The 24840-nt window shown below is 47.8% G+C and carries 27 protein-coding genes; 8 read left to right on the top strand and 19 right to left on the bottom strand.

The window, feature by feature from the left end; all coding sequences use genetic code 11:
* From GRP75_RS08155 to GRP75_RS08145, 3 genes are all read right to left on the bottom strand, one after another.
* Positions 1-254 (bottom strand): MogA/MoaB family molybdenum cofactor biosynthesis protein (locus GRP75_RS08155; protein ID WP_237448959.1); only part of this gene is annotated, 254 nt, incomplete at its 3' end.
* 113 nt (positions 255-367) lie between these two features.
* On the bottom strand, positions 368-856 hold the full coding sequence (gene moaC, locus GRP75_RS08150) for a cyclic pyranopterin monophosphate synthase MoaC (RefSeq protein ID WP_013309211.1): 489 nt from the start codon (positions 854-856) through the stop codon (positions 368-370).
* A gap of 38 nt (positions 857-894) precedes the next feature.
* Entirely contained in the window at positions 895-1548 is a 654-nt protein-coding gene (locus GRP75_RS08145; protein ID WP_160789056.1) for a 5-formyltetrahydrofolate cyclo-ligase, read from the bottom strand.
* A gap of 270 nt (positions 1549-1818) precedes the next feature.
* Here GRP75_RS08145 and GRP75_RS08140 point away from each other — a divergent pair, with 270 nt between their 5' ends.
* Entirely contained in the window at positions 1819-3783 is a 1965-nt protein-coding gene (locus tag GRP75_RS08140; protein WP_160789055.1) for an ABC-F family ATP-binding cassette domain-containing protein, read from the top strand.
* A 547-nt stretch (positions 3784-4330) separates the two neighbouring features.
* Here the strand turns inward: GRP75_RS08140 and tsaD are convergent.
* Genes tsaD through tsaE form a run of 4 tightly spaced genes read right to left on the bottom strand, consistent with a single transcriptional unit; the run spans position 4331 to position 7244 of the window.
* A complete protein-coding gene (tsaD, locus tag GRP75_RS08135; protein WP_160789054.1) occupies positions 4331-5395 on the bottom strand; it encodes a tRNA (adenosine(37)-N6)-threonylcarbamoyltransferase complex transferase subunit TsaD in 1065 nt (354 codons plus the stop codon).
* On the bottom strand, positions 5392-5907 hold the full coding sequence (rimI, locus tag GRP75_RS08130) for a ribosomal protein S18-alanine N-acetyltransferase (RefSeq protein WP_023987470.1): 516 nt from the start codon (positions 5905-5907) through the stop codon (positions 5392-5394). Before rimI ends, tsaD begins: the two co-directional genes overlap by 4 nt.
* Before the next feature lie 17 nt (positions 5908-5924).
* Entirely contained in the window at positions 5925-6761 is an 837-nt protein-coding gene (tsaB, locus tag GRP75_RS08125) for a tRNA (adenosine(37)-N6)-threonylcarbamoyltransferase complex dimerization subunit type 1 TsaB (RefSeq protein ID WP_160789053.1), read from the bottom strand.
* 3 nt (positions 6762-6764) lie between these two features.
* The gene (gene tsaE / locus GRP75_RS08120) at positions 6765-7244 is read right to left on the bottom strand and encodes a tRNA (adenosine(37)-N6)-threonylcarbamoyltransferase complex ATPase subunit type 1 TsaE (protein ID WP_023987468.1); all 480 of its coding nucleotides are present in this window, start codon (positions 7242-7244) and stop codon (positions 6765-6767) included.
* A 134-nt stretch (positions 7245-7378) separates the two neighbouring features.
* Between tsaE and GRP75_RS08115 the strand changes: the two genes are divergently transcribed.
* The 5 genes from GRP75_RS08115 (at position 7379) to GRP75_RS08095 (ending at position 11860) form a co-directional block, all read left to right on the top strand.
* Positions 7379-7909, top strand: coding sequence for a cysteine hydrolase family protein (locus tag GRP75_RS08115; protein ID WP_028543084.1), 531 nt, complete (start codon positions 7379-7381; stop codon positions 7907-7909).
* A gap of 611 nt (positions 7910-8520) precedes the next feature.
* A complete protein-coding gene (locus GRP75_RS08110) occupies positions 8521-9705 on the top strand; it encodes an acetyl-CoA C-acetyltransferase (protein ID WP_160789052.1) in 1185 nt (394 codons plus the stop codon).
* Positions 9706-9760: 55 nt separating this feature from the next.
* Positions 9761-10501 carry an acetoacetate decarboxylase gene (locus tag GRP75_RS08105; protein WP_061829615.1) on the top strand — a complete coding sequence of 247 codons (741 nt, stop codon included), beginning with the start codon at positions 9761-9763 and terminating at the stop codon, positions 10499-10501.
* Between the two features lie 40 nt (positions 10502-10541).
* A complete protein-coding gene (locus GRP75_RS08100) occupies positions 10542-11207 on the top strand; it encodes a CoA transferase subunit A (RefSeq protein WP_160789051.1) in 666 nt (221 codons plus the stop codon).
* Positions 11204-11860, top strand: coding sequence for a 3-oxoacid CoA-transferase subunit B (locus tag GRP75_RS08095; RefSeq protein ID WP_160789050.1), 657 nt, complete (start codon positions 11204-11206; stop codon positions 11858-11860). Before GRP75_RS08100 ends, GRP75_RS08095 begins: the two co-directional genes overlap by 4 nt.
* Before the next feature lie 240 nt (positions 11861-12100).
* Here the strand turns inward: GRP75_RS08095 and GRP75_RS08090 are convergent, their stop codons facing one another.
* The 3 genes from GRP75_RS08090 to GRP75_RS08080 all read right to left on the bottom strand — a co-directional run bounded on the left by GRP75_RS08090 (position 12101) and on the right by GRP75_RS08080 (position 13310).
* Positions 12101-12280: an H-type small acid-soluble spore protein gene (locus GRP75_RS08090; RefSeq protein WP_023987462.1), complete on the bottom strand. Its 180-nt coding sequence runs from the start codon at positions 12278-12280 to the stop codon at positions 12101-12103.
* Between the two features lie 56 nt (positions 12281-12336).
* Positions 12337-12576 (bottom strand): hypothetical protein, encoded by a 240-nt coding sequence (locus GRP75_RS08085; RefSeq protein ID WP_160789049.1) that lies wholly within the window; start codon positions 12574-12576, stop codon positions 12337-12339.
* Positions 12577-12911: 335 nt separating this feature from the next.
* A complete protein-coding gene (locus GRP75_RS08080) occupies positions 12912-13310 on the bottom strand; it encodes a RidA family protein (protein ID WP_023987460.1) in 399 nt (132 codons plus the stop codon).
* Between the two features lie 410 nt (positions 13311-13720).
* On the opposite strand from GRP75_RS08080, the gene ku reads away from it, so the two are divergent.
* Complete coding sequence (gene ku / locus GRP75_RS08075; RefSeq protein WP_160789048.1) at positions 13721-14635, top strand: non-homologous end joining protein Ku; 915 nt, start codon at positions 13721-13723, stop codon at positions 14633-14635.
* 22 nt (positions 14636-14657) lie between these two features.
* On the opposite strand, the gene GRP75_RS08070 is transcribed toward ku, so the two are convergent.
* From GRP75_RS08070 to GRP75_RS08035, 8 genes are all read right to left on the bottom strand, one after another.
* The gene (locus GRP75_RS08070) at positions 14658-16463 is read right to left on the bottom strand and encodes an ABC transporter ATP-binding protein (RefSeq protein WP_160789047.1); all 1806 of its coding nucleotides are present in this window, start codon (positions 16461-16463) and stop codon (positions 14658-14660) included.
* Positions 16464-16605: 142 nt separating this feature from the next.
* Positions 16606-18102, bottom strand: a complete 1497-nt coding sequence (locus tag GRP75_RS08065) for a nucleotidyltransferase domain-containing protein (RefSeq protein WP_160789046.1) — start codon at positions 18100-18102, stop codon at positions 16606-16608.
* A gap of 54 nt (positions 18103-18156) precedes the next feature.
* On the bottom strand, positions 18157-18618 hold the full coding sequence (locus GRP75_RS08060; protein ID WP_069080884.1) for a lasso peptide biosynthesis B2 protein: 462 nt from the start codon (positions 18616-18618) through the stop codon (positions 18157-18159).
* Position 18619: 1 nt separating this feature from the next.
* Positions 18620-18922: a lasso peptide biosynthesis PqqD family chaperone gene (locus tag GRP75_RS08055; protein ID WP_053324868.1), complete on the bottom strand. Its 303-nt coding sequence runs from the start codon at positions 18920-18922 to the stop codon at positions 18620-18622.
* Entirely contained in the window at positions 18909-19952 is a 1044-nt protein-coding gene (locus GRP75_RS08050) for a dephospho-CoA kinase (RefSeq protein WP_160789045.1), read from the bottom strand. The genes GRP75_RS08055 and GRP75_RS08050 overlap by 14 nt, the downstream gene beginning before the upstream one ends.
* A gap of 189 nt (positions 19953-20141) precedes the next feature.
* Positions 20142-20270, bottom strand: a complete 129-nt coding sequence (locus tag GRP75_RS08045; protein WP_023987454.1) for a paeninodin family lasso peptide — start codon at positions 20268-20270, stop codon at positions 20142-20144.
* A 52-nt stretch (positions 20271-20322) separates the two neighbouring features.
* Positions 20323-22248: an asparagine synthase-related protein gene (locus GRP75_RS08040; RefSeq protein WP_160789044.1), complete on the bottom strand. Its 1926-nt coding sequence runs from the start codon at positions 22246-22248 to the stop codon at positions 20323-20325.
* On the bottom strand, positions 22245-23513 hold the full coding sequence (locus tag GRP75_RS08035; RefSeq protein ID WP_160789043.1) for a sulfotransferase family protein: 1269 nt from the start codon (positions 23511-23513) through the stop codon (positions 22245-22247). The genes GRP75_RS08040 and GRP75_RS08035 overlap by 4 nt, the downstream gene beginning before the upstream one ends.
* Positions 23514-23727: 214 nt before the next feature.
* On the opposite strand from GRP75_RS08035, the gene ligD reads away from it, so the two are divergent.
* On the top strand, positions 23728-24630 hold the full coding sequence (gene ligD / locus GRP75_RS08030) for a non-homologous end-joining DNA ligase (RefSeq protein ID WP_013309189.1): 903 nt from the start codon (positions 23728-23730) through the stop codon (positions 24628-24630).
* A gap of 69 nt (positions 24631-24699) precedes the next feature.
* Here ligD and GRP75_RS08025 read toward each other — a convergent pair.
* Positions 24700-24840 (bottom strand): DUF2179 domain-containing protein (locus GRP75_RS08025; RefSeq protein WP_160789042.1); only part of this gene is annotated, 141 nt, incomplete at its 5' end.

Below are 24840 nucleotides of genomic sequence, written 5' to 3'. Positions count from 1 at the left end.
GCCTCGGGTGTCACATCACGGATCGCCAGCTCAGTTCCGCCCGTAGTTAGTACCAGGTCTGCATGAAAATAATCGGTCATTTCGATTAAAGCTGCAATAATTTCATCCGGTTCATCGGGAACGATCCGGTATTCCACAATCTCTCCGCCCAGTTCTTCTTCGATGAGTTCCCGGATGACCTGTGCGCTTGTATCCTCACGCTCTCCCCTTGCCCCTTTATCACTGGCTGTTAGGATCGCCGTTTTCCACACCATAAGATCACCCTTCTCCTATCATGAAAGAATACTTTCTCTTCTGAAAATCAGAAACAGCCGCGCTGCATCCTCCATCACATCACAGTACCCTCTCGGCGACAATGTTGTCTATGTCAAGGTTCCCGGTGGTCCTCCCTTTGAAAATCCCCATGCTTGCCACCTGTTTTGGATTGCAGCATGGTAGGGCCGATGATCATATCTTTTTGCAGCGCCTTGCACATATCATACACGGTTAACGCTGCGGCTGAAGCCGCTGTCAAAGCTTCCATTTCTACACCTGTTTTACCTTCGGTCTTCACTTCAACTTCAATATGAAGCACATCATGTCCATTATCGGAAAAAGTAATGTTCACGCCTGTCAGGGCCAGTGGATGACACATCGGTATCCAGTCTGACGTTTTTTTCGCACCTTGAATCCCTGCGACCTGGGCCACAGCAAGAACATCACCCTTGCCGATTCTTCCTTCTTTTACAGCCGTCAATGTAGCCGGATTCATCGTAATCTGAGTCACGGCAACTGCTGTACGAATCGTAGACGTTTTACCCGAAATATCTACCATCCGAGCCCGTCCCTGTTCGTTAAAATGAGTAAAGGAATCCACGACTCCCTCACAGCTCCTTTCACATACCCAACTTTACTTCATTCATCATTTGTCAATTTTGCATAATCACAATCTAAGCGTCCATCCAGAGTAAACAGCACGTCCACTCGCAAATCCCTTGGCTCCATGGGCACCTGTGTCAGCAATTGTCCCGGCAGCAGCAGCGAGACATAAAGCGGACCTAGGTGGCTGTTGTTACGCTTCTCTGCCTCTACCTGTACGGTAAAGCGGTCATAATAGCCTCCGCCGTAACCAATCCTGCCCCCACGACGATCAAAGGCCAAGCCAGGCACAACAACCCAGTCAATTCCCGCCCACATTTCAGGCAACCATTCCTTGCATGTCAAAGCAGGCTCAGGGATGTTCCAGATACCGGGTACAATATCTCCGTACTGATCCATCTCCCTCAGCTCCATAGTCCGGGTTACCGGATCCACTCTTGGGGCCAGGACACGATCTCCCTGTGACCAGCAATGCTCAATGAGGGGAGTCGTCGAAATCTCGCTGCCAAAAGAGAGATAACTAAATAATGTTAGCTTATCTCCGTTTCTGTCTATTCTAAGCTGCTCCCATGCCTCGATTGCATGCCGACAGGCCACAGCCGATGCCTTCTGCCTTGTCAGCGGGTCCATGGAGTCACGCGCTTCCCGTTGCTGCAAACGCAGCGCGTTCTTCACATCACAGACATCCATCACATCCGCCCTCCCGCACAATCGTCGATAATCTTTAAAACGTTACTATTGTCCCATTTGTCAGTAAGTGCTGTACGTTGCAAGTTTTTTTCATTCTTTTTCACTTCTCGTTTAAGTTTATCATTGTTTATACAAATTGACTACACGCGGCTCAAGGGTTTACAGGGTGAAAGCAGTGCAATAGTGGGTAATTTCATGTAAACTGGAAGGAAGGTACCTGCGAAGAAAGCAGGTAGAACTGTGCAAAATGTAATGGAGGAACGATACGCTATGCTATTGCAAGTAACCGGAATTACTAAATCCTATGGAATTGAGCCCGTTCTGGACGGGATTAACCTTCAAATATTGGAACGTGAACGTATTGGACTCGTAGGTGTGAACGGTGCAGGCAAATCGACCCTGCTCAAAATCATTGCTGGTGAAATATCCTATGACAGTGGACAAATTTTCAAGGCGAAGGAGACCAGCATCGGTTATCTGGCGCAAAACAGCGGCTTGAATTCTGATCGTTCTATCTGGGGGGAAATGATGCTGGTGTTCACTCCCCTGATTGAAGCGGAACGGGAACTGCGGCAAATGGAACAGGACATCGCTGACCTGGCCAATGCTCAAAACGAAAAACGCTACGCAGATCTGCTGGAACGCTATGCACGTCGTTCAGACTGGTTCAAGGATCACGGTGGTTATGAAATGGAGACCCGTATTCGCAGCGTGCTGCACGGCATGGGCTTTGGTTCATCTGCACCTGAGACGCCTGTAGCTACTCTGAGCGGAGGACAGAAAACCCGGCTTGCGCTAGCGCGCATCCTACTGCTCGCCCCAGATGTCCTTATGCTCGATGAGCCTACCAACTATCTGGATATTCAAACACTGACCTGGTTGGAGGACTATTTGCGCGGCTACTCCGGTTCTCTGCTGGTTGTATCACATGACCGTTATTTTCTGGACCGACTGGTAACGACGATTATTGAAATCGAACGCCATCGTTCTACCCGATATACAGGCAACTACAGCCGCTACATGGAGTTGAAGGCTGCCGAGTACGAAACGAACCTGAAACATTACGAAAAGCAGCAAGGAGAAATTGCCCGTTTAGAAGCATTCGTACAACGTAATATCGTACGGGCTTCCACGACCAAACGCGCTCAAAGTCGGCGCAAGCAGTTAGATAAAATGGAGCGTATGGATCGGCCCATGGGAGACTTGAAAAAGGCTCATTTTTCCTTTGAAACAGCCCATATGTCAGGTAAGGAAGTGCTGGAGGTACGTGACCTCTCTGTGGGGTATGAAGGTAAAAAGCCTTTATTCCAGCACGCATCGTTCGACTTAAAACGTGGAGATACCGTGGCACTGATTGGTCCGAACGGGATCGGAAAATCGACGTTGCTCAAATGTCTGACCGGATCACTTAAACCTGCTGCTGGCTACATCCACTGGGGCACAAAAATCAAAATCGGTCTGTATGACCAGGAGCAGACGAACCTGAACCCCGCCAATACCGTACTGGAGGAGTTGTGGAGCGAATACCCTCATATGGAAGAAGCACGTATTCGTACAGTGCTGGGTAATTTCCTGTTTAGCGGTGACGATGTACTGAAAAAAGTAGCTGCATTAAGCGGAGGGGAAAAAGCCCGCGTTTCTCTGGCCAAGCTCATGCTGCGCGAAGCCAACGTATTAATTCTAGATGAGCCTACCAACCATCTGGATCTGTTTAGCAAGGAAGTGCTGGAAGCAGCTTTGATGGACTATGACGGTACGCTGTTGTTCATTTCCCATGACCGTTATTTCCTGAACAAAATGGCGGAACGTGTCATCGAGCTGCATCCTGGGGGGATAGAACATTTCCTGGGGAATTATGATGACTATGTAGCCAAAAAACAGGAGTTAGAGGAAATTGCACAGGAAGCTCTGGAGGCAAATCAGGCCACACGCGGCAAAACATCGGCTACCTCTGCATCCGTGACAGACGAGACCACATCCAAATCACGCGCCGCCACCTATGCGGCAGACAAACAAGCCAAAAGCGAGGAACGTAGCCGTCAACGCAAGCTGGAGGCATTGGAAAACCAGATCAAAACGCTGGAAGAACAAATTTTAGGGCTGGAGGAACAAATGACCCTGCCTGAGATTTATCAGGATTACACAGCACTTCAGAATATTCAGGCACAACTCGACACCCATAAACAGGAATTGACTGAAACCTATACCTCTTGGGAAGAGCTGTTAGAAGAATAAAAACTACTGCATAAAATCTTAGCCTTAAAAATTTCACATTTTCCTCTTCTATATTTTTGTACACAAGATTATCCACAGCTTATGTGTATGAATGAGATTGAAAAATGGCCTTTTAGGCCATTTTTTTATTGATAAAAAGCCATTTTCAAATGAAAACCAAATTTATCCACCCTTTTATCCACATTATCCACAGTTTTCACAAGAACTAAAGGTGTTACATATCCCCCAACTTGCTATCTCCAAAAAGTCTTAGCCTGCTTGCTTCGGACTCGGTTATCCACATTCGAAGCGGTATATGTGGATAACTTTGTTCACAACTTGACAAATCACATCATTATTCGGGCAATATCAAAATTCCAGATTTTTTTGATGGATCATGAAAAATCGTGAACAATTGTGACGAATAATGCGAGTGAATGAGAGGCTGCCATTCATTTGCTCAAACTCCTGTATTTTATCCTCTTGAATTTATATTTTTATGATAGTTATGGAGCGGAACAAAAAAGACACGACTCAACTGTGCCGTGTCTTGCTCATTCTTCTTCAATTAAGTTTGGACAGACCATTCTTCCAGAGACAGCCCTGGATCAGCCTTCATATCCAATGAGGTAAATTCCCCGCGCTTCCATTTGGCGTAGGCCGCAGCGCCGATCATCGCTGCATTATCTGTGCAATATTTCATCGATGGTACAAGCAGCTCGATTCCTTCGCGCTCACAGCGCTCCCGCAATGCTGTACGCAGTCCGCGATTAGCAGCCACACCGCCACAAAGCAGAAGCTGCTTCGCACCGTATTCACGCATGGCACGAATCGCCTTTTCCACCAGCACCTCGACGACCGACTCTTGAAAGCCTCTTGCGATCGCTCCCACATGAACAGTTTCTCCGCGCATTTTCGTCTGGTTAATTACATTCAGCACCGCAGATTTCAAACCGCTAAAGCTAAAATCATAAGAATCCGGCTCCAACCATGCACGCGGCAAAGTAACCACTTCCTCCGATTCATGAGCTACACGATCCACATGCGGACCGCCGGGATACGGAAATCCAATGGCTCTCGCTACTTTGTCGTAGGCTTCCCCAACCGCATCATCCCTTGTACGACCAATGAGTTGAAAATGACCTTCGGACTCCATCAGCACCAGCTCTGTATGTCCTCCTGACACAACGAGAGCAATGCACGGATATACGATATCATGCTCCAGCTGATTGGCATAAATATGTCCCGCGATATGATGCGTCCCGATTAATGGCTTGCTAAACGCCAAAGCAGCGCTCTTAGCGGCGACAATACCAACCAGCAATGCACCAACCAGTCCTGGTCCTTGTGTCACGGCAACCGCCGAAATCTCGCGTGGGGTAATTCCTGATGTTTGCATGGCCTCGTCCAGCATGTAGGTGATGCTCTCCACATGTTTGCGTGAAGCCACCTCTGGCACAACACCACCAAAGGCTTTGTGTGTTTCAATCTGACTGGAAATCAGATTCGAGAGCACCTCTGTGCCATTTTTCACGACAGAAACAGCCGTCTCATCACAACTCGTTTCCACTGCCAGTATATAGCAAGGCTCGCCGGAGGCGGAGCCTGTACCTGCTTTTTCCTCTTGCATCATTGCTTCTGCACGCTTCCTTCCTGTTCACCGGATGCCCCATGCGCGGGAAGATCCGCCCACATGATCACAGCATCCTCGTTATTATCCGAATAATAGCCTTTGCGCACACCTGCGGGCTTAAAGCCTTTTTTCTCATACAAGCCTTGAGCGATCTGGTTCGTTACCCGCACCTCCAGCGTCATACGTTCCATCCCTAAATAAGAGGCGGTCTGCATCAGCTCATCCAACAGCTTGTCTCCAAGCTTACGTCCGCGATAAGCCTCACGAATCGCAATATTCGTAATATGGGCCTCATCCATAATCGTCCACATGCCTGCGTAACCAATGGCTTGTCCGTCTAGTTCCATAATCATATATTTAGCGAAATGATTCATCGTCAGCTCATTGCGGAATGCTTCCTCTGTCCACGGTAGCGTGAACGCTTCATGCTCAATCTCCAGCACATCGGGAATATCATTCAGTTGCATCAAGCGAAACTCAAGTTTCTCTTCCCGCTGTATGTTCTTTGCCATGTTGTTCACCGCTCTCTTCAGCGCTGGCGAAGCAGATTGGCTTCCGCCTCCGCCAGCTGGGTATAATTAGGAACCAGCGTATGTAGCTCGTCGTGTTCTTGACGAAGCAGCTTATCCGCCCCAAGGCGGCCAACCCATCTTCCTTCCAGCTCATAAGGTACGATACGAAGCTCGCTCCAAGCACGCAGGCGCTCGGCTGTTTCGGCGTGAACCGCCGTTTCACCGACTAGCCAAATGACTGGAGGACGCTCTTCAGAGGGCAAAGCCTCCAGCCGTTGCAGCAGGTCATCGGTCCAAGCAGTCATCAACCGGATTGCATCTGGCTCCAGCCGTTGCGGACTCTCGACGTCGTCAACTGTACTCACGTCGAACAGCCCCGTGTAAACCTGACCACGGCGCGCATCCAGCACGGGCACAATCCAGTCTGCTGCCTGCGCTCCGGACGAACCGTTATTCACAGACTCATTTTTATCTTCTTGTCCCTTCATCTCGATGCCGCGATTCCAACCACCCCACGCCAAAGCATGCAAAGTGGATATGGACGTCACCGGGATACCCCAGGCCCAAGCGAGTGTTTTGGCTGCGGTCACCGCAATCCGGATACCGGTATAAGACCCCGGTCCAACACCAACTGCAATACCGTCTACATCATCTCGTGTCAGCCCTTCTTCATTCAGCAGTCGTTCCAGCTCGGTAATCACATGCACGGAATGATTACGTTCGCCATAGACGTTGCTTTCTCCCAGCAATTCTCTTCCGTTCATCAGAGCGGCCGCCATCACGGTCGTCGCTGTATCTAACGTCAAAAACCGCTCACGCGGCTTTACATTCACATCTGTATGCTCTCTTTGCATGGTTCAAACTCCATTCTCCCGCAAACTGCGGCACCATTGTTCATAAGGCTCGCCGTACCCGGTCAGGTGAATCAAGCGCTCCCCGACATCCGTTGTTTCTATATACATGTGAAGCCGCTGCTCCGGCAATATATCCGGTATAATACTACCCCATTCCACCAGACATACTCCTGTCCCGTAAAAATATTCGTCCAGCCCGAGATCCTCCGCCTCGTCCTGGGAAATCCGGTACACATCCATATGATACAAAGGCAATCGGCCCTCGTACTCCTTAATAAGGGTAAAGGTTGGACTATTTACGATGCCCGGCACACCTAAATGGCCGGCAAAAGCCTTGGAAAAAGCAGTTTTGCCCGCTCCCAGATCTCCATCCAGCACAATTACCGTTCCGGGAACCGCTTTGGCTGCCAAAAAACCTGCCAATGACCCGGTCTGTGCCTCTGAGACAGAACGGAACGTAAACTGCTCCTGCGAAATTGTCATATATTTTAATCACCTTTCGTCCGAATCGGACCGTTCCAACTTGTTCTTTATTATATAGTTCACCTTATGTCGCCGCAAGGCATGAAGACATGCTATTGTAAGTTAGATGATACACACAGGGAGGGATTGAAACGATGGGGCAAACCGTTTTACTCATGATTGATGTTCAGCAGGCTATGTTCATGTATGATGAGAAGCTGTATCGTGAACAGGAAGTTGTAGCACATTTGCAGCAGCTTTTGGACAAAGCCAGAGCTACAGGTACACCGGTGATTTTTGTACAGCATACCGATGAAGCGGATGAGGATTTTCGGGAAAACAGTGTAGGCTGGGCCATCGCCGACGTGGTGCGTCCTCTTCCTCATGAACGAATTGTCCGTAAATCATCTTGGGACAGCTTCTACCAAACTGAATTGGGCCATGTGCTAAAGGAACTGGGGGCCGATCAACTCGTAATCGCGGGAATGCAGACCGAGTTTTGCCTCGACACGACTTGCCGAAGCGCCTATAGTCTGGGATACCAGAACAACGTGCTCGTATTAGATGCGCATAGTACATTTGATAGCAAGGTGCTGAGCAGTGAACAAATTGTAGCGCATCATAATGGGATGCTTGGCAATCGTTTTGTGCGTTTACTCGCGACAGCGGATGTACATTTTTCGTGAGTTGTTGAAGTTTTATGTTCCAAGCCGATTGCTTTCAAGCAAGTCGGCTTCTTTTATTGTTCATACGAAAAAACCGCCCTTTCAAGTGACACCGTTAACAAGAAGCAAGCTGGCACAATATAACGAAGATTATGAATATTGAAAGGCAAATCCGTCTTCAGAACATTCTGGAGGCTTTTTTTTATTTCCCAGCGATGAGTTAGATGATATTTGCGAGGAAAACTTTTTCGCGTATGGATTGGAACTTTCTTTTTTAACAGAAAATTCAATTTATGATCATGATTTTCAGAAAAATCAAGAAATTAACAGAAAACATTAGAATGGCCTAATTATTGTGGAGTATATGGCCCTATAAACATCTGTACATAGATATATGTAAATATTTGAACATTGAGCAAAAACTGCATTAGAACTATGATAAAAATGGTTTTAATTTCCAATGAGGGAAGGCGATCGAACCGTCACACTCACTGTCTTAGGCACCATGATATGCCCGCAAGCAAATGTATCTTGCAGTCGCTGTCTCGTAGGTTAAGAGCGGAAATTACCAATTGAAGTGCAATCATGGATGTATTGTGTTTTGAACACAGCGAAAGGAATGTGAGTTTTTAATGAAAAAAGTAGCTTTAGTAAGCCCATTGAGAACAGCGGTCGGCTCTTTTAACAAAACCCTTGCGCCTCTAAGCGCTTCCGAGCTGGGAGCAACCGTGATGACAGCATGCCTTCAGCAAAGTAAATTAGAGCCTTCTTTGATTGATCAGATTTATTTGGGAAATGTTCTTCAGGCGGGCAATGGACAAAATCCTGCCAGACAGGCGGCATTAAAAGCCGGTATCCCTATTGATGTACCCGAAACAACGATAAACACGGTTTGCGGTTCAGGACTTCATGCCGTTGCTTTAGCTTACAATTCAATCTTGGCTGAACAAGGCAACGTCGTCTTGGCCGGAGGCATGGAGAGCATGTCGAATGCCCCTTACCTGCTAAGGAATGCAAGAAACGGCTACAAACTTGGCAACGGTGAGTTGGTAGACTCCCTAGTGGCCGACGGCCTTACGTGCCCGATCAACCATTACCATATGGGAATTACCGCAGAAAATGTTGCCGAGAAATATGGAATTTCAAGACTTGAACAGGACGAATTTGCCTATCAAAGCCAGCTAAAAGCCGTAGAAGCAAAAAACAAAAAGCTTTTTGAAGAGCAAATTGTTCCGGTCATGATCAAAACCAAAAAAGAAACTATTTCTTTCACAGAGGACGAACACATAAGAGGAAATACAACGCAAGAAAAACTTTCTCAATTAAAACCTGCGTTTAAGGAGAACGGGACGGTTACCGCCGGAAATGCTTCAGGAATCAATGATGGCGCGGCCGCCGTGCTTGTAGTGTCGGAAGACAAATGCAAGGAACATGCATTAAAGCCATTGGCATATATCAAAGGTTATTCACTTGTTGGCGTTGACCCTGCATATATGGGAATGGGGCCAGTGAAAGCCATTTCGACACTTCTTAAGCAGCAAGGTATATCCATCGATGCCATTGATCTTTTTGAAATTAATGAAGCATTTGCCTCACAAGCATTAGCGGTAGTGAAAGAGCTAGGGGTCAGTCTGGACAAAGTGAATGTCAATGGCGGCGCAATCGCGATCGGGCATCCTGTCGGTGCCAGCGGTGCTAGGATATTGACTACGTTGGTTCACGAAATGGTGCGAAGATCTTCACGCTACGGTATCGCCTCGTTATGCATCGGAACAGGAATGGGAATAGCGATGCTGGTTGAAAATGCTCTCATTTAAAGTGCGTGTTCAGGATGACTTTTAGAACTATCTCTTAAAAGGAAGGGAGATCGCTATGAATCAAAAAGATGTACTTTCACTCCAATCTATGCCTGCGGCTAGCGGCAGCTACGGGCGCCCACCATACCGCTTCATCAACCGGGAATTTTTTATCATTACCTACGAGACTGATCCCGCTGCGATAAGACAGGCGGTCCCAGAACCTCTTGAGCCGGATGGAAGCAATACGGTCTCCTATGAATGGATCAAGATGCCCGATTCTTCCGGTTTAGGATGCTATGAGGAAAGTGGTATTGTCATTCCGTGTACTTTTCATGGAGAACCCTGCAATTTTGTTGCCCAAATGTATTTGGATAACGCGCCTGCTATTCTGGGGGGACGTGAAGTCTGGGGATTTCCAAAAAAATGGGCAAAGCCTCGCCTGAGCGTGGAGGAAACGGAGACGCTAACGGGTACATTGCATTATAATCACGTCCTGGTGGCCACGGGAACTATGCCTTTCAAATATAACATTCTTGATGAAAAAGAAACGGCTAAAGCCATCGCAAAAACGCAAGTTAATTTGAAATTAATTCCTGATGTTGACGGTACCCCCAAAATCGCTCAGTTAGTAGCGTATAATCTCGAAAACATTACGGTTAAAGGCGCCTGGTCAGGGCCTGCGAGGTTAAGCCTGATTCCCCATGTCAACGCTCCTGTGGCAGATTTGCCGGTAAAAGCTTATATTGGCGGAAAACATTTTATTGCCGATTTAACGCTTCCATATGGAAGAGTCCTCTATGATTATCTCCAATAAAGTTGCTTTCCTAAAAATATATATATAAGGAGAAGGAACCATGAATAACAAAGTAATCTCCGCTGAAGAAGCAGTTAAGAAGGTCAAAGACGGAGACACGGTGATGGTCGGAGGTTTTCTGGCAGGAGGCTTTCCGGAGGAGCTGGTTCGTGCGCTTGTCGACACCAATCCCGCCAGCAATCTTACGATTGTTTCCAATGACACAGGCACACCGGAATTATCTATCTATAAGCTTGTAAAAAGTGGCAGAGTAAAGCGAATTTTTGCATCCTATATCGGCTCCAATCCGGAAACGGGAAGGCTCCTGATGACGAAAGAAGCTGAGGTCCAACTCTTCCCGCAAGGCACGCTCGCTGAAAAAATACGCGCAGGAGGAGCCGGTTTGGGCGGGGTTTTAACACCTGTAGGTGTAGGCACCGTTGTAGAGGAAGGAAAAAAGAAAATAGAAATTGATGAAAGGGAATATTTGCTCGAACTCCCGCTCAAAGCGGATGTGGCGCTAATCAGAGCCCATAAGGCTGATGAAGCAGGTAATCTTGTCATCAACGGCTCTTCACGTAACTTCAATATGGTTATGGCTACAGCGGCAGAGTATGTAGTTGCTCAGGTAGACGAATACGTAAAGACGGGTGAAATTGACCCCAATCATGTCAACGTTCCCGGAATATTTGTCGACGCAATTGTAAAGGTGGGTGAAAACGCATGAATAACAGAGAATTCATTGCTCGAAGAATAGCCCAGGAATTCAAAAGTGGTGAAGTTGTCAACCTTGGTGTCGGATTGCCTACAATGGTAGTGGACTATATCCCCGATGACATTCATATTATGCTGCAGGCTGAGAACGGAATCCTCGGTGTAGGTCCAAAAGCGACTCAGGGGAAAGAAAGACTCGATTGTATCGATTCAGGCGGAAACTATGTTACAACTATGGAAGGAGCTTGCTTTTTCGACAGTTCGCTTTCATTTTCTATCATCCGTGGAGGGCATGTGGATATCACCGTGTTGGGCGCCCTGGAGGTCGATGAGAAAGGCAACCTTGCAAGCTGGATGATCCCAGGGAAAAAGGTTCCGGGCATGGGGGGAGCCATGGATTTGGTGGTCGGAGCCAAGAGAGTGATTGTAGCCATGGAGCATGTGAACAAAAATGGAGCGCCGAAAATACTGGAACAATGTAAACTACCCCTCACCGCTGTAAATGTTGTAAAGACCATCGTAACCGAAAAGGCTGTCATCGATGTTATTCCAGGTAGTGGACTGATGCTGAAGGAAATTGCGCCGGGTTTATCGGTGGAAGACGTTCAATTGGCAACTGAGGCTAAACTGATGATTTCACCACATTTAAAGGCCATTGCAGTATAAAGTCATGTAAAGGAACCAACTCCACCTTCAAATTAACTTGTCTGGCGTTTAACTTGTTCCCTCGACTGCATTTATTATTACAAATAAGGTTCGCTAATTGCTCATTGAGCAATTGCGAGCCTTTTAGGGTTGGAGCGGGACCATTCAAGCAGCATTCTACGATGAAAGCCTACAGCTGTCCAAGATCTTTCTAAAGCTATACCCCATACTATGGGAAAAATCTGGTTTGGTGCCCCTCTTCTATTGTTCTTCCAGACGATCCACACGGACGGTTTGGGTATTGCCGGGTCTGCTACCTATCTGTACCGTTGCCATACCGTTTGCTTGGTCTACATGCTCAATCCAGATCGGTTTACCATCCAATTGTACGGCAATATTTTCGGATGAATCATAAATAGCTTTTGCTCGTTCCACGTTCATGTTATTCTTCCCCTCCTGTTTGTTGTTGTGTGCATTCATTCAGAAATATAGTTCACCTAGTCTTCATCTATAATCCGTTCAACGTCTAATGAAGGGATGCTATGAGAAGGCGAAGTTGAAACTACAGCCTCCAAATCCACATGAGCCACAGCTACGGGAAAAGGCGGACGGATTCCATGTGAAAGAGCAAACTCGGGCGGCAATGCATCCTGTTCGCCTCCAGCTGGGCCCCGAAAGGCGATATGGCTTTGACCCACACGATGCCTGATTTGCTGAGGATAGGATTTTCCGGACATAAATTGTGTACCCCCTTTTGAATCGGATATGCCTTACTATGCACCAAACTTGCTGTAACCATGCGCACGCGGAAGCAATTCGCAGTCTTCATTCACAACTCATACAAATCCTTTGTACGAAACATAAAAATGATTTGCTCACAGCCAAGGCGTTGGAATCGAAGGATGCAGATGCGGATAGCTCATCACTATGCGATGCTCGGTAATCGTTTAGTGCGTTTGCTTGCGACGACGGATGTACATTTTTCGTGAATTTAAACATAAAACAGCCCCAGCTTCTCACGAAGACCGGGGCTATCTATGATTCCATCCCATAAATGAGGTGCGTATTATTTTTATGCTTTAGCTGCCCAAATTTCAATTTCAATTTTTATTTCAGGCAATCCTAGAGCAGTAAGATAGCCGATAGTCATTGCAGGATAATCATTCCCGAATAACTTTTCCCATTGGGAATACATGTAATCCCAATCTATCTGCTCAGTTGCCCATACATTTACTTTTATAATATTGTCAGCGGTTAATTGTTCGGCGTCCAAAACTGATTTAATGTTATTAAAAGTATTGCTGATTTGTAGGTTAAAGCTTTCTGGAAATTGGCCATTCTGATCTACTCCAACTTGACCCGAAGTTACGAATAGCTCTGAATTTCTGGGAACTTTAGTTATATGCGTGTAATTCCCTACTGGTTTCGGCATACCTGCCGGGTTTTTTCTAGTTATTTTTTCATTTTTCATTTAATCGACCTCGTCATTTTTAAATTTTTCTACCGTTTCTTCTAAGCATTTTTAGGCAGACTCCACCAATAAAAATGATTTTAGAAAAAAACAGCAGTAGAGTATCCATATCCAAAAGATATAAAGTTTAATGATCTTTTCTTCATGACATGAACACTCCATCTTATAAAATGTCAAAATCGTTGGTTATCCCTTATCTTAATATAACTAATGTAACTTAACAACTTCATATCATTGTATTATGCGATGTAGTCATACCTCAGAATGCAGATTAGTTGGCTTGCTCTTTTCTTTACACCTCATACATTCCTTTCTCCGAAGCATACTAAGTGAAAAATGGGTATGCTCACAGCCGAGCGTTGGAATCGAAGGATACAAAATGCGGATTAAAAAAAAGGAGGAGCGGCGTAATGCATACAGTCTGGAAAGGTGCGATCAGCTTTGGGCTGGTTCATGTGCCCGTTAAAATGTTTTCTGCGACTGAGGATAAGGACATTTCCATGCGTTATATTCACAAGGAGTGTGGAAGCCCACTTAGCTATGTACGAAAGTGTCCCGTTTGTGACAAGGAGGTCGAATGGGAGGAAATTGGAAAAGGATACGAATATGAAAAAGGAAAATTTGTCATGTTCGACAAGGAGGAACTGGAGCAAGTTAGCGGACAAGCGGATAAAAATATTGTTATTTTAGATTTTGTGGATTTGCAGGAAATTGATCCGATTTACTTTCAGAAAACGTATTATCTGTCCCCGGATCAAGCTGGCTCCAATGCGTATAAGATGCTCATGAATGCGATGAAGGATACCGGGAAAATCGGGATTGCCCAAATCTCCATCCGCTCTAAAAGCAGCCTGGCGGCTATTCGGGTGTTGGATGAATGTTTGGCGGTGGAGACGATGTTTTACCCCGATGAAATTCGCCCCATTGCTCAAGTGCCTAACTTACCGGGGCAGGAGGAGGTTAAAGAGAAGGAGCTGACCATGGCAAAAATGCTAATTGAGCAGCTATCTACACCTTTTGATGCAGCAAAGTATACGGATCAGTACCGCGAGCGTCTTCTGGATCTCATTCAACATAAAGTGGCTGGTGAAGAGGTGCGAATCGCCCCAACACAGCCTCAGACCAATGTAGTAGATTTAATGGCCGCCCTTCAGGCCAGCATCGAGGCAGTGCAACCTGTCGTTACCGATCCCGGCCCTGCTGCGAAAAAACGCCCTGCGCGTAAAGCAGCGGCCCCAACAGCACAGCAGGCTGTTGCAGGCGAGAACATCTCTCCGACTCCAGTCAAAAAGAAAAGAAGCACTGCCAAACGTAAAGAAACTTAAGCTGAGTTACAGAAAAGTCTGGTTAAGGGGTGGCGGTGACACTGCTTTGATACGATAGTAGCTGACTGAACGCCCCCCGCTCCTCTTGTTCCAGTTGGTGGTAGTTCCCCTGCTGTATGACCTCGCCTTGATCCAGTACGACAATTTGATCCGCATGTCTGATGGTTGACAGGCGGTGAGCAATGACGATCAACGTCATTTGACCTTTCATCCGTTCCAGTGCTGCCTGAATTGCGGCTTCATGCTCACCATCCAGCGCACTTGTCGCTTCATCTAGTATAAGTACCGAAGGATGATGCAAGACAGCCCGTGCTAATACTAGCCGTTGACGTTCTCCTCCAGACAGACGAATCCCGCGATCTCCAATTACTGTGTCCAGCCCTTCGGGCAATCTGGATACAAAGTTGTCTGCGGCGGCAAAATGTAACGCCTCCCATAGCTGCTGCTCACTAGCATCTTTATCTGCCAGCATCAAATTTTCGCGGACAGTCGCGTGAAATAAAAATGGGTCTTGTGACACGTAGCCAAACGACTGCCGCCACTGGAGCAACAATTCGTCGTCCAGAACGAGCCCGTCTATTGTAATCTGCCCCCCAGTTGGACGTAAAAAACCCATCAGGACATCGACCATTGTACTTTTACCTGCTCCCGATTTCCCTACAATGGCTGTCATTCCCCGAGCGGGTATGAACAAGTTAATTTGACGCAGCGCAGACTCTGCTGCACCATCGTAGCGATAATCCAGATGGCTGCATTCGATCCCATGACGAAGGGACAGGGGTTGCCGTACAGATGCGGATACAATCAATGACGGATCTGTGAAAGCTTCGCACTCCTGTTGCACCTTGGTGACACTCTCAAAAGCGGAGATCATAGACATGATGTATTCCAGACTCGCTTGAATAAGAGCAAATCGGGGCCATAAGCGGGAAAATATAAGAATCAGCACAATCAGTTTTTCAGGAGTAACATGCAGCCACTGCAGCGATATAAATATGACACAAGCGACAAAAACAGCTGCCGCTGTACGATGAAAAAACTGTGTGGTCGCATTTTGCCGGACAAATTGGGTCGTATTATCCTCCATGCGTTGTGTCAGGGAGCGAAACCAATGGATATTCGCCGCTTCCAACAGATTGCTTTTAATATCTTTCATGCCGTTCATGTGATCCGTAATCCCAGCAAAATAAACCTGCGACAGCTCAGTGGTACGATCACCTAATTGTTTGGCATTTCGAATGGAGCGGCGGAACACGACAAACAGCCCCAATCCACTCAGAAATACCAGCCCGGTTAAAGAGGGGGATAACCAAAAAGCCAACGCAATCTGGATCATCGTAAACATGACAGCAGTAGTCAGTTGAAGAAGCAAATTCGTTCCCTGACTGACACGCGCCAGCTCGGTCGTCATCACATGGCTAAAATCAGATTTACGCTGACGCAAATAAAATGCCCACTGCGCCTTCATAAAGGAAGTGTACACGTCTATTCGCAAAGAGCGCATAAAACGCTGCTGAATCCGCGAATTCAGGATGGATTGGTAACGCTGAAGCAAAGCCTGCCCTGTAAGCAGCACTATAAAAACCATCAACATCCCCGGCAACAGCCAGCTTTTAGGAATGAACGGCAAAAAATGTTCCAATCCACCAGACAGAAATGGTATCCCTGAATGACCAACAAATACGCCGATAGCCGCCAGCATAGGAACAAGCATATAAATGCCAAAACCCTCCAGCAGGCTGACAATGATCATACATCCAATATTGAGAAATAACGCACCGCCGTTCACGCTATACAGCTTTGTCATATATAATCGCAGGTGAACCATAATGCACACTCCTTATCCAGGATTTTGAAAAATTCGATTCCAGTCGCTCCAAAGTGCAATATATAGACGAACTAGACCATTTCGATCTATATATTGTTCATTGAAAGTCGCTTATTGGATTTTTGCAAAATCCTCTATCGAGTCAGTGCTTTGAAAATCGCCGCTTCAGCCAAAGAAATGGACGTAAAGGGATATACAAAAAATGCAGCTGGCGAGGCAGTGGAAAAACGGCCGAATCCCCCGTAGAAGGAAACAAACGGCTGATGAGGTACCATAGTCTGTGTCTTGGCTCTTTTAAGGAAAGCAAGTAAGTGCGGCTGACCGGCTGATGGGCAGCCGCCGTGTTTCTGGTCATGACTTGGCTGGAGGCGACAGCTGGAGTAATGGGGGCACAACTGGTAGCAGTGCTCATCGGGCTATGATCGGCGTTACTGGCATCTTCCGTGATGCTAGTAACGCCACTGGTGGCAAGCATGGCTGCTTCGCCACAGGTACCGCATACCGAAGCACCGCCATCCGGAGGGGCGGCCTCCGCTTGCTCCGCCAAAGCTCTGCTATGCAGCAGCTCTGATGGAGCAAGCCTACCTGTACTCGGCCCGTGGGCAATCGGGTACGGTGCGGGAACGCTGGCCTGCATGAAGGCCAGCGCGCTCAGCGCGAGCCTGTGCGCCTGCCGGGTAGCCGATGCCGGACGCATCGGCTCCGGTATCGGCGTACCCAACAGCGCAGCGGCGAGTGCCCAAGCCTGCCCGCCAGCAGGCAGGCCACCGTAGCGGCGCATCATCGGCAGTAGCGCCTCCCAATCGACAGCACATACCGCAAGCCTGTCGATGTCAACCAGCCAGCGCAGCCTGAACCAGCCGTGACGCGCACCATGCGCGCTCAAGTACAGAAATTGATGCTCGCTGCCAAGCGTATACATACAGGACGTCATCACAGTCCTGTTGTCGGCAGGTCCCAACAATACCTGCCGACTGGTTCCTGCAGCTTTGCCCATTTTCCGGCAGTTCCACAGCTCGTCAAAAGAGGGTTCCCCACCCCCATCCGGGTGAAGCCGCCAATGCAGCTCAATCTCTACCCGTTTTTGCGGATGGAGGTAGGATGCATGATGGTCCTTCCATTTCCAACTTCCAAGGACACGCACTTCTCCGCTCTTGGACGCATATCCGGCTTCCTTCATCCAATGCTCAGCCTCATCCATATCGTCAGGGGCAATGAGTAAATCTATATCCTTGGAGGTACGCAGAGAAACATCCCCGTACAATTGCTGCGCCAGAGCAGGACCCTTCAACATAAGTACACGAATTCCATGAGCTATGAAGAGCCTGGTCAGACGCTCGGCTTCTGCTTGAAGATGGAGCATGCGAAGCGTGTTTCGATGATACTGCGCCTGAAGGTTTCGCAACAATTCTGCGGGAACGAACGGATGATTCAATGTTTTCAGTTGGAGATACACCGTAGGTACCACTCGATGGTGCTCGGTCAGACGTAAAAAGCGGACCCAATCCATCTCACGCAGTTGGGTAGCAGCAGTCTTATCCTGCCAATGAGAAACGTCTTTCCCCAATAGAGAGAGTAACAACGTTAATTCTTGATCCTCATTCCAATTCGCAAGTTCCAAAACAGACTTGGTGGGCATGCATTCTTCTCCTTCTTGTCTCATCGCATTAAAGCAAAGAACTGCCTTTATCTTTCATTTTTTTGTATTTGTAGCCATCACAGCACGTCTCCCGAATATCCCCACCACCGTAAATGCTTCCATCTCCCGTTTCCCCGTAACATAAATCGGTCCGCTACGTACCCATGCATGTGCGGCCAAGCGTCCAGCGGCATTTTTGGCTGTGCCCAGATACAGCGTGCAGTCCAGTTTTCTGCGCCCCAGCAACGTCATCGCCGCAGCGGCTTGTACAAGACAACTACTGCGCCAAGGAGTATAACGGCTTGCCAGCTCCACAGCGTGCGAAATCTGCTGAATGGACTTCTCCTGCCTGACATCACACTGCCATGGAGTTTCTTCCATACATATGCCCCAAACCCTTGAGTAATCCCCAAAAGAACGACGCTGGCGCAGCCTCGCCCATCCCAGCTCCAGCCAGGCTTCCGGCAACAATTTCCTGACCTCTGGAGACAGGAGAAGAAGCCGTTGTATCCGCATGTTATACCGACTCCCGTAGAAGCTTTAACAGTCCTTCCCGCTCCAACTCAGCCACAAAGGTATGTACCTGCTGTCTGCACTGTTCCTCGTCCACCTCATATTCATTCGTCAGGACAGTTACGATATCGCCAAGTGAAGGACCGGATTCTGCCAGTTCCCAGATTCGTCCTCCTGTGAAGCCTAAGTTATAATATTTACCAGTGTTAATGCTCATCATCACTTTTTCTCCGTCCATATCACTGACATAGACCTCTTCACCGTAAATGACGCGATAATGGTCCTTAGCTGAATTAGTGGCTGCCATAACTCTTTTCCTCCTTACGAATGATATCAAGTACCCGTTGTACAACCTCGGACGCAGTAAAGACGGAACTATCCCTCAGCAGCCGCCAGCCCTCTACTTTACGAGCCATCCTAGCCGCTGTATCAAACGACCATTCACTCAAACCCATTCGCGGAATAATCACCCTACGATATGTATGTTGTAGTAATGTATGCAAGCACTCCAGAACGTTCAAGGGCTGTTCCGTAACCGCCACTAGCTCCCCTTCGCGCATCAACGCACGGATTGGAGAATCTGCCACAAGCTCGAATACGCCCCCTAAGAGCAGCGGATCGTTAAAAAATTCATCTACGGCGGGTACAGCATATTTATTCAGCTCACCTGCAAGCATACGCAGATCACTGTATTGTGGCATTACAGAATTGCCATCAGTTAGGGACCGTATGTTATTTCTTTTGCGTGCATGCTTGTTCTCCCGTAAAGCCTCCAGTTGGAGCAAGCTATCCAACCCCAGCTTTTGCTGCGGATAAGCTGGATACACGATGGCTGAGGAAGCCGTAGCTTTTACAGCAATCACGTCATCACTAACCATCTGATAACCTGCCTGCCTAAAAGCAGCAGCCAGTGTCGATTTGCCCGTACCCGATTCACCCACAAATGCGTAGGCCCTCCCCCCGATGACGACCGCACTTCCGTGAATAGGTAATATTCGTCTTTGCATCAGCAGAACACCCATGCATGTACCCAGCACAAACAGCCGCACGGTGTCAGGATCGGCCCCGGAGAATATGCTTACTTCGATCTCCTTGCCTTCCCTGACGGCATAAATGGCCGTGCCTGGTATTTGGAACATAAATCGCTCATCTAGCATCACAAAATTGGCCTGCTCCAGCTGACCACTCCATGCAGTTAAATCAGCCTGTCGAATGACTACATCCTCTACTGCTTCCGGTGCTGCCAGGATCAGCTCAGGCAGATTCAGCTCACTGGCAATTCTGAGTCCAAAGGCTATATATTTCGTCCAACTGACATTTGTACTCCTGTCATGCACGATAGGACTCACTCCTCTGTCCTTAAAAATCCCGTCTTTATTTCTTGGGCAATACCTCTAACCCGAAGAAATAAAGACGGCTTTGTATTGAATACGAGTCCAATGGATTATGCTATTCTCGTTCATTCAGTCGTTATCGGACCAGTTTTTTGCTTCCAGCCCAACATCGGCTGCATGTATAACCATGTGTTAGCTTGGATTATGAAGATCGGCATCGTGGTCAGACACCCAGTCAATCTGTTTCCAGCCTTTACCCGCCATAGTCTGGTTAATATCCAGCACCTCTATCGTCGGTTCCTGCCATTCTTTTTTACTCATCTCATCACCTCCCCTCCAACGAATGGCGAACTGTCTGACCGGATAGGTTCGATCAGTTCAATCTACAGAGAAAACGGTACACGATCAGGCTATGCATTAGTAGTCGTATATTCGGATCAGACGCCTGCTCAGGGCGGGGGTGGTGAAGTTTCGCCATAGCCGTCTTAATAAACTCAATATTGAGATATTCGGCGGCTCGTAAATCATGACACATCAGTTGAAGCTCTCCCATAAACGTATCCCAGCAAGGAAGCATTCGATGTAGCCAATCTGCAGGCTGTACACCGCGTACCCGCTGGTTCAACCGAACATCATCAGGTAGATGATCACGCATGGCCGTACGAATGAGGGCACGGTCCCGACCGTTTTGCACATACTGTTCAAAAGGCACCGATAAGCAAAAGCGAATCACTCGGCTGTCTCCGGTCGGATCACGTTCCCACAGGCCATACCGTAGTGAAAGTTTGGTCGCGACCACACCATTTTTGTTAGCAATCGCCAAATTCGAAAATTTCTCTTTTCTCGTCTGATCGGCGTTTTTCATCCAGCCTGTTCCGCTCAATACAGGAATATCTTCTACATGCATCCGTTTGGCAAACTCCGGGTGAATCAGTGAAGGAACGGGACTTCGATTGCTACGCCGCAGCCATGAACGAGATTCAAGCGAAGTCGCTTTTTTCAACATCACAGGGAGTAGATGAGACATACGCCTGCCCGTAAGTTTGCTGTACCGCCACAATCCCTGAAAGGATTGCAACCAGTGCAAACGACGAAACTGCCGGGCATAATAGTCAAGTGCAGGGCCCCACGATACGGTAAAATTGCCTCGTGCCCCTGTTAACAGTACACCGACATTGTGTTCCTGTGCTTTTTCATAAAAACCTCTGATCCAGAAGGAGTTTTCAAAATATTTGTAGGGAGCTTCCATGAGTTCCAGCCAAATATCAATTTCTGAAAACGGACTTTTACCCTCAAAATCCATATAATTCTCGTGAATGTTGCCTACATAGCGAGCCGTAGACTGAATATAGCTTCGTTCGTTCGCCAGCAATGTAGGCGGTGTCCAGTCTGTAAAATCTTGAACAGACACATAGCTGTAGGCATGCAGCGGCTTTTGTTGCAAGTGCAGCGATGGTGCGGCAAAGCTGGCAACCGCTCCGGAATCCAGCCCTCCGCTCAAGGCAGCCCCTACAGCGCGATGCGTCCGTAGTCGGGCAGTGACCGCCTGTGTGAACACCTCGCGGAAAGCTTCTATGTACTCGCCCCCTGTTTTGAGCCGCAGTGGCTCTACCTTATCCAGACATGCATATTTATGAAGGGTTCGCTTCCCCTCCTCCATAGTGAACCAATGTGCAGGAGGAAGCTGGTTTATATGCTTGTATGCGGTCGTTCCGATATCAACGGATTCCTGCATGGCACGGATGGACAAAAATTCGGCCAGCCACGGTTCATGCAGTTCTTTTCGCAGAGAGGATAGGGCCAAAAGTGGAGCGACTACCGTGCTAAACGCGAATCCTCGGTCATGTTGGTAGATGTACAGCGTACGATTTCCTGTCACATCTCGAGCACCATATAATCGATGTTCCTTGGCATCCCAAATGACAAAGGCAAAATCACCTATCAGATAACTGACTGCTTCCACTCCCCATTTGTCATATGCCAGCAAAATCAGCTCGCTGTCCGTGATATCTTGCCGCCGTTCCTGCTCAACTCCCAGCCGTTCAAACAGCTCGGAACGATTGTCAATAATCGCATCCGCCGTGATTGCCAAATCTCTTAGCTCATCATAGAAGGGAAGACGCTCATGAACAGATTCCGGGGTCACATGCTGGGCATGACAACCCAAAAAAATAGAGCCTTCGCACCAAGCGCATACGCGGTCAGCGGGATATTTTCGCAGGGCTTGCATCATTTTCCCGCCTTCTTCGGTGCTTACGGACTCATGCCCAAAGCTATAGATTCCGGCAATCGCACTCACGTTCTTCCCCCTTTTTCTTTTCCTATGCTTGATAACGCTACAGACGCCAAGCGCCCGAGCTTACGGGCAAAGAGGCTGCGAGATCGGAGACCTTGATTTGGGCGTTGATAGCTTTGGAGCTGAGCGATAAGACGGTTCCGCTCCTCATAGCTATGTGCCAACCTGTTTTCCAGTGATTGGATCCGCCGATCGTTCACGATCTGGTCCAAATGCATCCTTGCCGGATCTTGAGGTGCAACATGACAGGTTGCATTTATCACGAGTTCTCTGTTATCTGCATCTTGGTCTTCCAGCATCCGATAAGCTGCTTTCCATTCAAAGCCGCTTTGTTGGAGAAATTGTTGTGTACGTTGACTCAGCAGCTCTATATCCGGCTCCTCTTCAAAGCGGACTCCAGTCATCTGCTCAGCCTGCTCCAACGCTTCCGCGTAACCAAGCTGCCTAAACATGCGGGACCCAATGCTTCTGCAATACAGCTCAATTTCCGTTTTACTCAACAAATGTTGCCAGCTATGTACCGAATCCTGATGCGCCTGCTCATGCTCTCCTACGAATGGATCACCCGCTCCCATACTATAAAAAAGACTGGATTTGGGCGTATCCGCAAAGTCTCCGTACTTTTCCATCCCCGGCTCATACTTGATCCCCAGAAAACCGCACAGCTTCTCGATCTCCATCGTTGGATTGGATACGAGTTGTTCATACCTAAGCGGGTATGCAAGTGGATGAGGTGTAGCAAAATAATGAGCATAACGGAACAAACCAACCGTAATATCCGTCATTTTCATATTAAAATGCGGACTCCCCAGTTCCTCCAGCAGTTGAAAACGTCCATTCCGTAGCTGATTGACCTTTTTGAATGAGGCCACAATGGCTAAAGGATTCCGGATAAGCCACAGCCTGCGGGCATCAGGGAATAAACGGTCTATAAATTCCAGCACCGTATAGTAACGCGGGGATTTGTCGATAAGCATATCTGCTGTAGTTCCTTGAAGCAGACCATTATATATTTCAAGTGCATACGAACGGGAGGCCTGCTCCAATACGTCGGAGGGAACCATACCTTTAAAAAATTGCCGAAGTATCCCTGTTCCTCCATATGGCCGTGCATGTGACTGAGGAAGATCATATAAACTGAGCAGAAACCACATTTCCTGTGTGGCAAACAGGCGGGAATGGTTTTGCAAAATGGCGGTAAGCAGCGAACTTCCACTCCGAGGGACACTTAACAGGAATACCAGCCCTCCGCCTTGCTTTTCAATCAAGCAAACTCCTCCTCTACCTCTGCTCAAGACACTTTAATAGATACATATCGTATTTTTTATTATAAATTTATGATACATAATGTATCTTGTCAATCCCTTTGATGGATAAATTCAGCACTTCACGTTCATGTTAAACCATATGTAGATCTATAAGTGCAACAATCAGCCTGTAAATAAAGATTTTGCTGCATGTTAGCCAAAGGAGGATAGCATTATGGGACAAGCTGTTAAAGGTACTATTACCATTGAAGGTCAGGAAATTCCTATCACCAACCCGGATAAACCACTGTGGCCTGAAGCAGGCGTGACTAAGGCGCTATATCTTCGCAAGCTCGCGGTATTGGCTCCCTTCCTGCTCAAATATTGCCATCATCGTCTGCTGACCGTCATCCGCTGGCCACATGGGATTCACGGTGATTTTTTTTATCAGAAAAATGCCCCACGTCCTCGGCCGGACTATATTGAAACCGCTCTGCATGATGGTATTGAATATATCGTGCTCGGCAAATTGCCACAACTTCTCTGGCTTGGTAATCAAGCTGCGTTGGAATTCCACCCCTCTCTGCATGAAGCGGGAAGCAAGCTGCCCTGTGAATGGATGATTGACCTTGATCCATCCAGAGAGGTGGAGCCACGTATTATGGAGGCAGCCTCTATTGTCGGTGAAGTACTGGCTTCGCTTGGTTTGGATTCCGTCCCCAAAACTTCCGGGGCCACAGGTGTACAAATTATCGTTCCGATCCGTACAGGCATAACCTTCGACGAACTTCGCAGCATCGGGCTATTAGTTGGACAGTTTGTGACAGAAAAGCACCCGCATCTGTTCACACTCGAACGGTTAAAGAAGGATCGGGGAACAGCCATCTATTTTGATTATTTGCAGCATTATCAGGGGAAAACTCTGGCCGCTCCTTATACCCCGCGGGCACGTCCCGGCGCTACGGTCTCCACTCCGCTAACATGGGAAGAGGTACGGCAAGATGTATCACCACTTGACTACCATTTGCTGAATATTGAAGAACGACTAAACCAGGTAGGTGACTTGATCGACAAGGTTCCTCCCCAGCCCGTAGAAGACGTCCTCAAGCATATGCGCACCAAGGCACACCGAACCTGATCCATGCTTGGAAGAACAAAAAAGGGGACGAACCCCGCAGCCATTAGGCTGAGAAATTGTCCCCTTGCGCTAGTGTATTCCTTTTTTCTTAAAGCGTCCGCCCTTCACATCGTGAATGTTACCGATCGCAACGAAAGCGTGTGGGTCCCAATCTTCAACGATGCTCTTCAGCTTCGCTTCCTCCAGTCGGGTAATGACGACGAAAATCAC

Source organism: Paenibacillus sp. OT2-17, from assembly GCF_009827695.1.
GTDB classification, from domain to species: domain Bacteria; phylum Bacillota; class Bacilli; order Paenibacillales; family Paenibacillaceae; genus Paenibacillus; species Paenibacillus polymyxa_B.
The sequence above is the reverse complement of the archived record's forward strand: the minus strand, read 5'-3'. Positions and strand labels throughout refer to the sequence as shown.

Bases quoted from the DNA above. Each gene is read 5' to 3' on its own strand.
- GRP75_RS08145 (WP_160789056.1), bottom strand. From the start codon at position 1,548: ATGGATGTCTGTGATGTGAAGAACGCGCTGCGTTTGCAGCAACGGGAA.
- GRP75_RS08140 (WP_160789055.1), top strand. From the start codon at position 1,819: ATGCTATTGCAAGTAACCGGAATTACTAAATCCTATGGAATTGAGCCC.
- tsaD (WP_160789054.1), bottom strand. From the start codon at position 5,395: ATGATGCAAGAGGAAAAAGCAGGTACAGGCTCCGCCTCCGGCGAGCCT.
- rimI (WP_023987470.1), bottom strand. From the start codon at position 5,907: ATGGCAAAGAACATACAGCGGGAAGAGAAACTTGAGTTTCGCTTGATG.
- tsaB (WP_160789053.1), bottom strand. From the start codon at position 6,761: ATGCAAAGAGAGCATACAGATGTGAATGTAAAGCCGCGTGAGCGGTTT.
- tsaE (WP_023987468.1), bottom strand. From the start codon at position 7,244: ATGACAATTTCGCAGGAGCAGTTTACGTTCCGTTCTGTCTCAGAGGCA.
- GRP75_RS08115 (WP_028543084.1), top strand. From the start codon at position 7,379: ATGGGGCAAACCGTTTTACTCATGATTGATGTTCAGCAGGCTATGTTC.
- GRP75_RS08110 (WP_160789052.1), top strand. From the start codon at position 8,521: ATGAAAAAAGTAGCTTTAGTAAGCCCATTGAGAACAGCGGTCGGCTCT.
- GRP75_RS08105 (WP_061829615.1), top strand. From the start codon at position 9,761: ATGAATCAAAAAGATGTACTTTCACTCCAATCTATGCCTGCGGCTAGC.
- GRP75_RS08100 (WP_160789051.1), top strand. From the start codon at position 10,542: ATGAATAACAAAGTAATCTCCGCTGAAGAAGCAGTTAAGAAGGTCAAA.
- GRP75_RS08095 (WP_160789050.1), top strand. From the start codon at position 11,204: ATGAATAACAGAGAATTCATTGCTCGAAGAATAGCCCAGGAATTCAAA.
- GRP75_RS08090 (WP_023987462.1), bottom strand. From the start codon at position 12,280: ATGAACGTGGAACGAGCAAAAGCTATTTATGATTCATCCGAAAATATT.
- GRP75_RS08085 (WP_160789049.1), bottom strand. From the start codon at position 12,576: ATGTCCGGAAAATCCTATCCTCAGCAAATCAGGCATCGTGTGGGTCAA.
- GRP75_RS08080 (WP_023987460.1), bottom strand. From the start codon at position 13,310: ATGAAAAATGAAAAAATAACTAGAAAAAACCCGGCAGGTATGCCGAAA.
- ku (WP_160789048.1), top strand. From the start codon at position 13,721: ATGCATACAGTCTGGAAAGGTGCGATCAGCTTTGGGCTGGTTCATGTG.
- GRP75_RS08070 (WP_160789047.1), bottom strand. From the start codon at position 16,463: ATGGTTCACCTGCGATTATATATGACAAAGCTGTATAGCGTGAACGGC.
- GRP75_RS08065 (WP_160789046.1), bottom strand. From the start codon at position 18,102: ATGCCCACCAAGTCTGTTTTGGAACTTGCGAATTGGAATGAGGATCAA.
- GRP75_RS08060 (WP_069080884.1), bottom strand. From the start codon at position 18,618: ATGCGGATACAACGGCTTCTTCTCCTGTCTCCAGAGGTCAGGAAATTG.
- GRP75_RS08055 (WP_053324868.1), bottom strand. From the start codon at position 18,922: ATGGCAGCCACTAATTCAGCTAAGGACCATTATCGCGTCATTTACGGT.
- GRP75_RS08045 (WP_023987454.1), bottom strand. From the start codon at position 20,270: ATGAGTAAAAAAGAATGGCAGGAACCGACGATAGAGGTGCTGGATATT.
- ligD (WP_013309189.1), top strand. From the start codon at position 23,728: ATGGGACAAGCTGTTAAAGGTACTATTACCATTGAAGGTCAGGAAATT.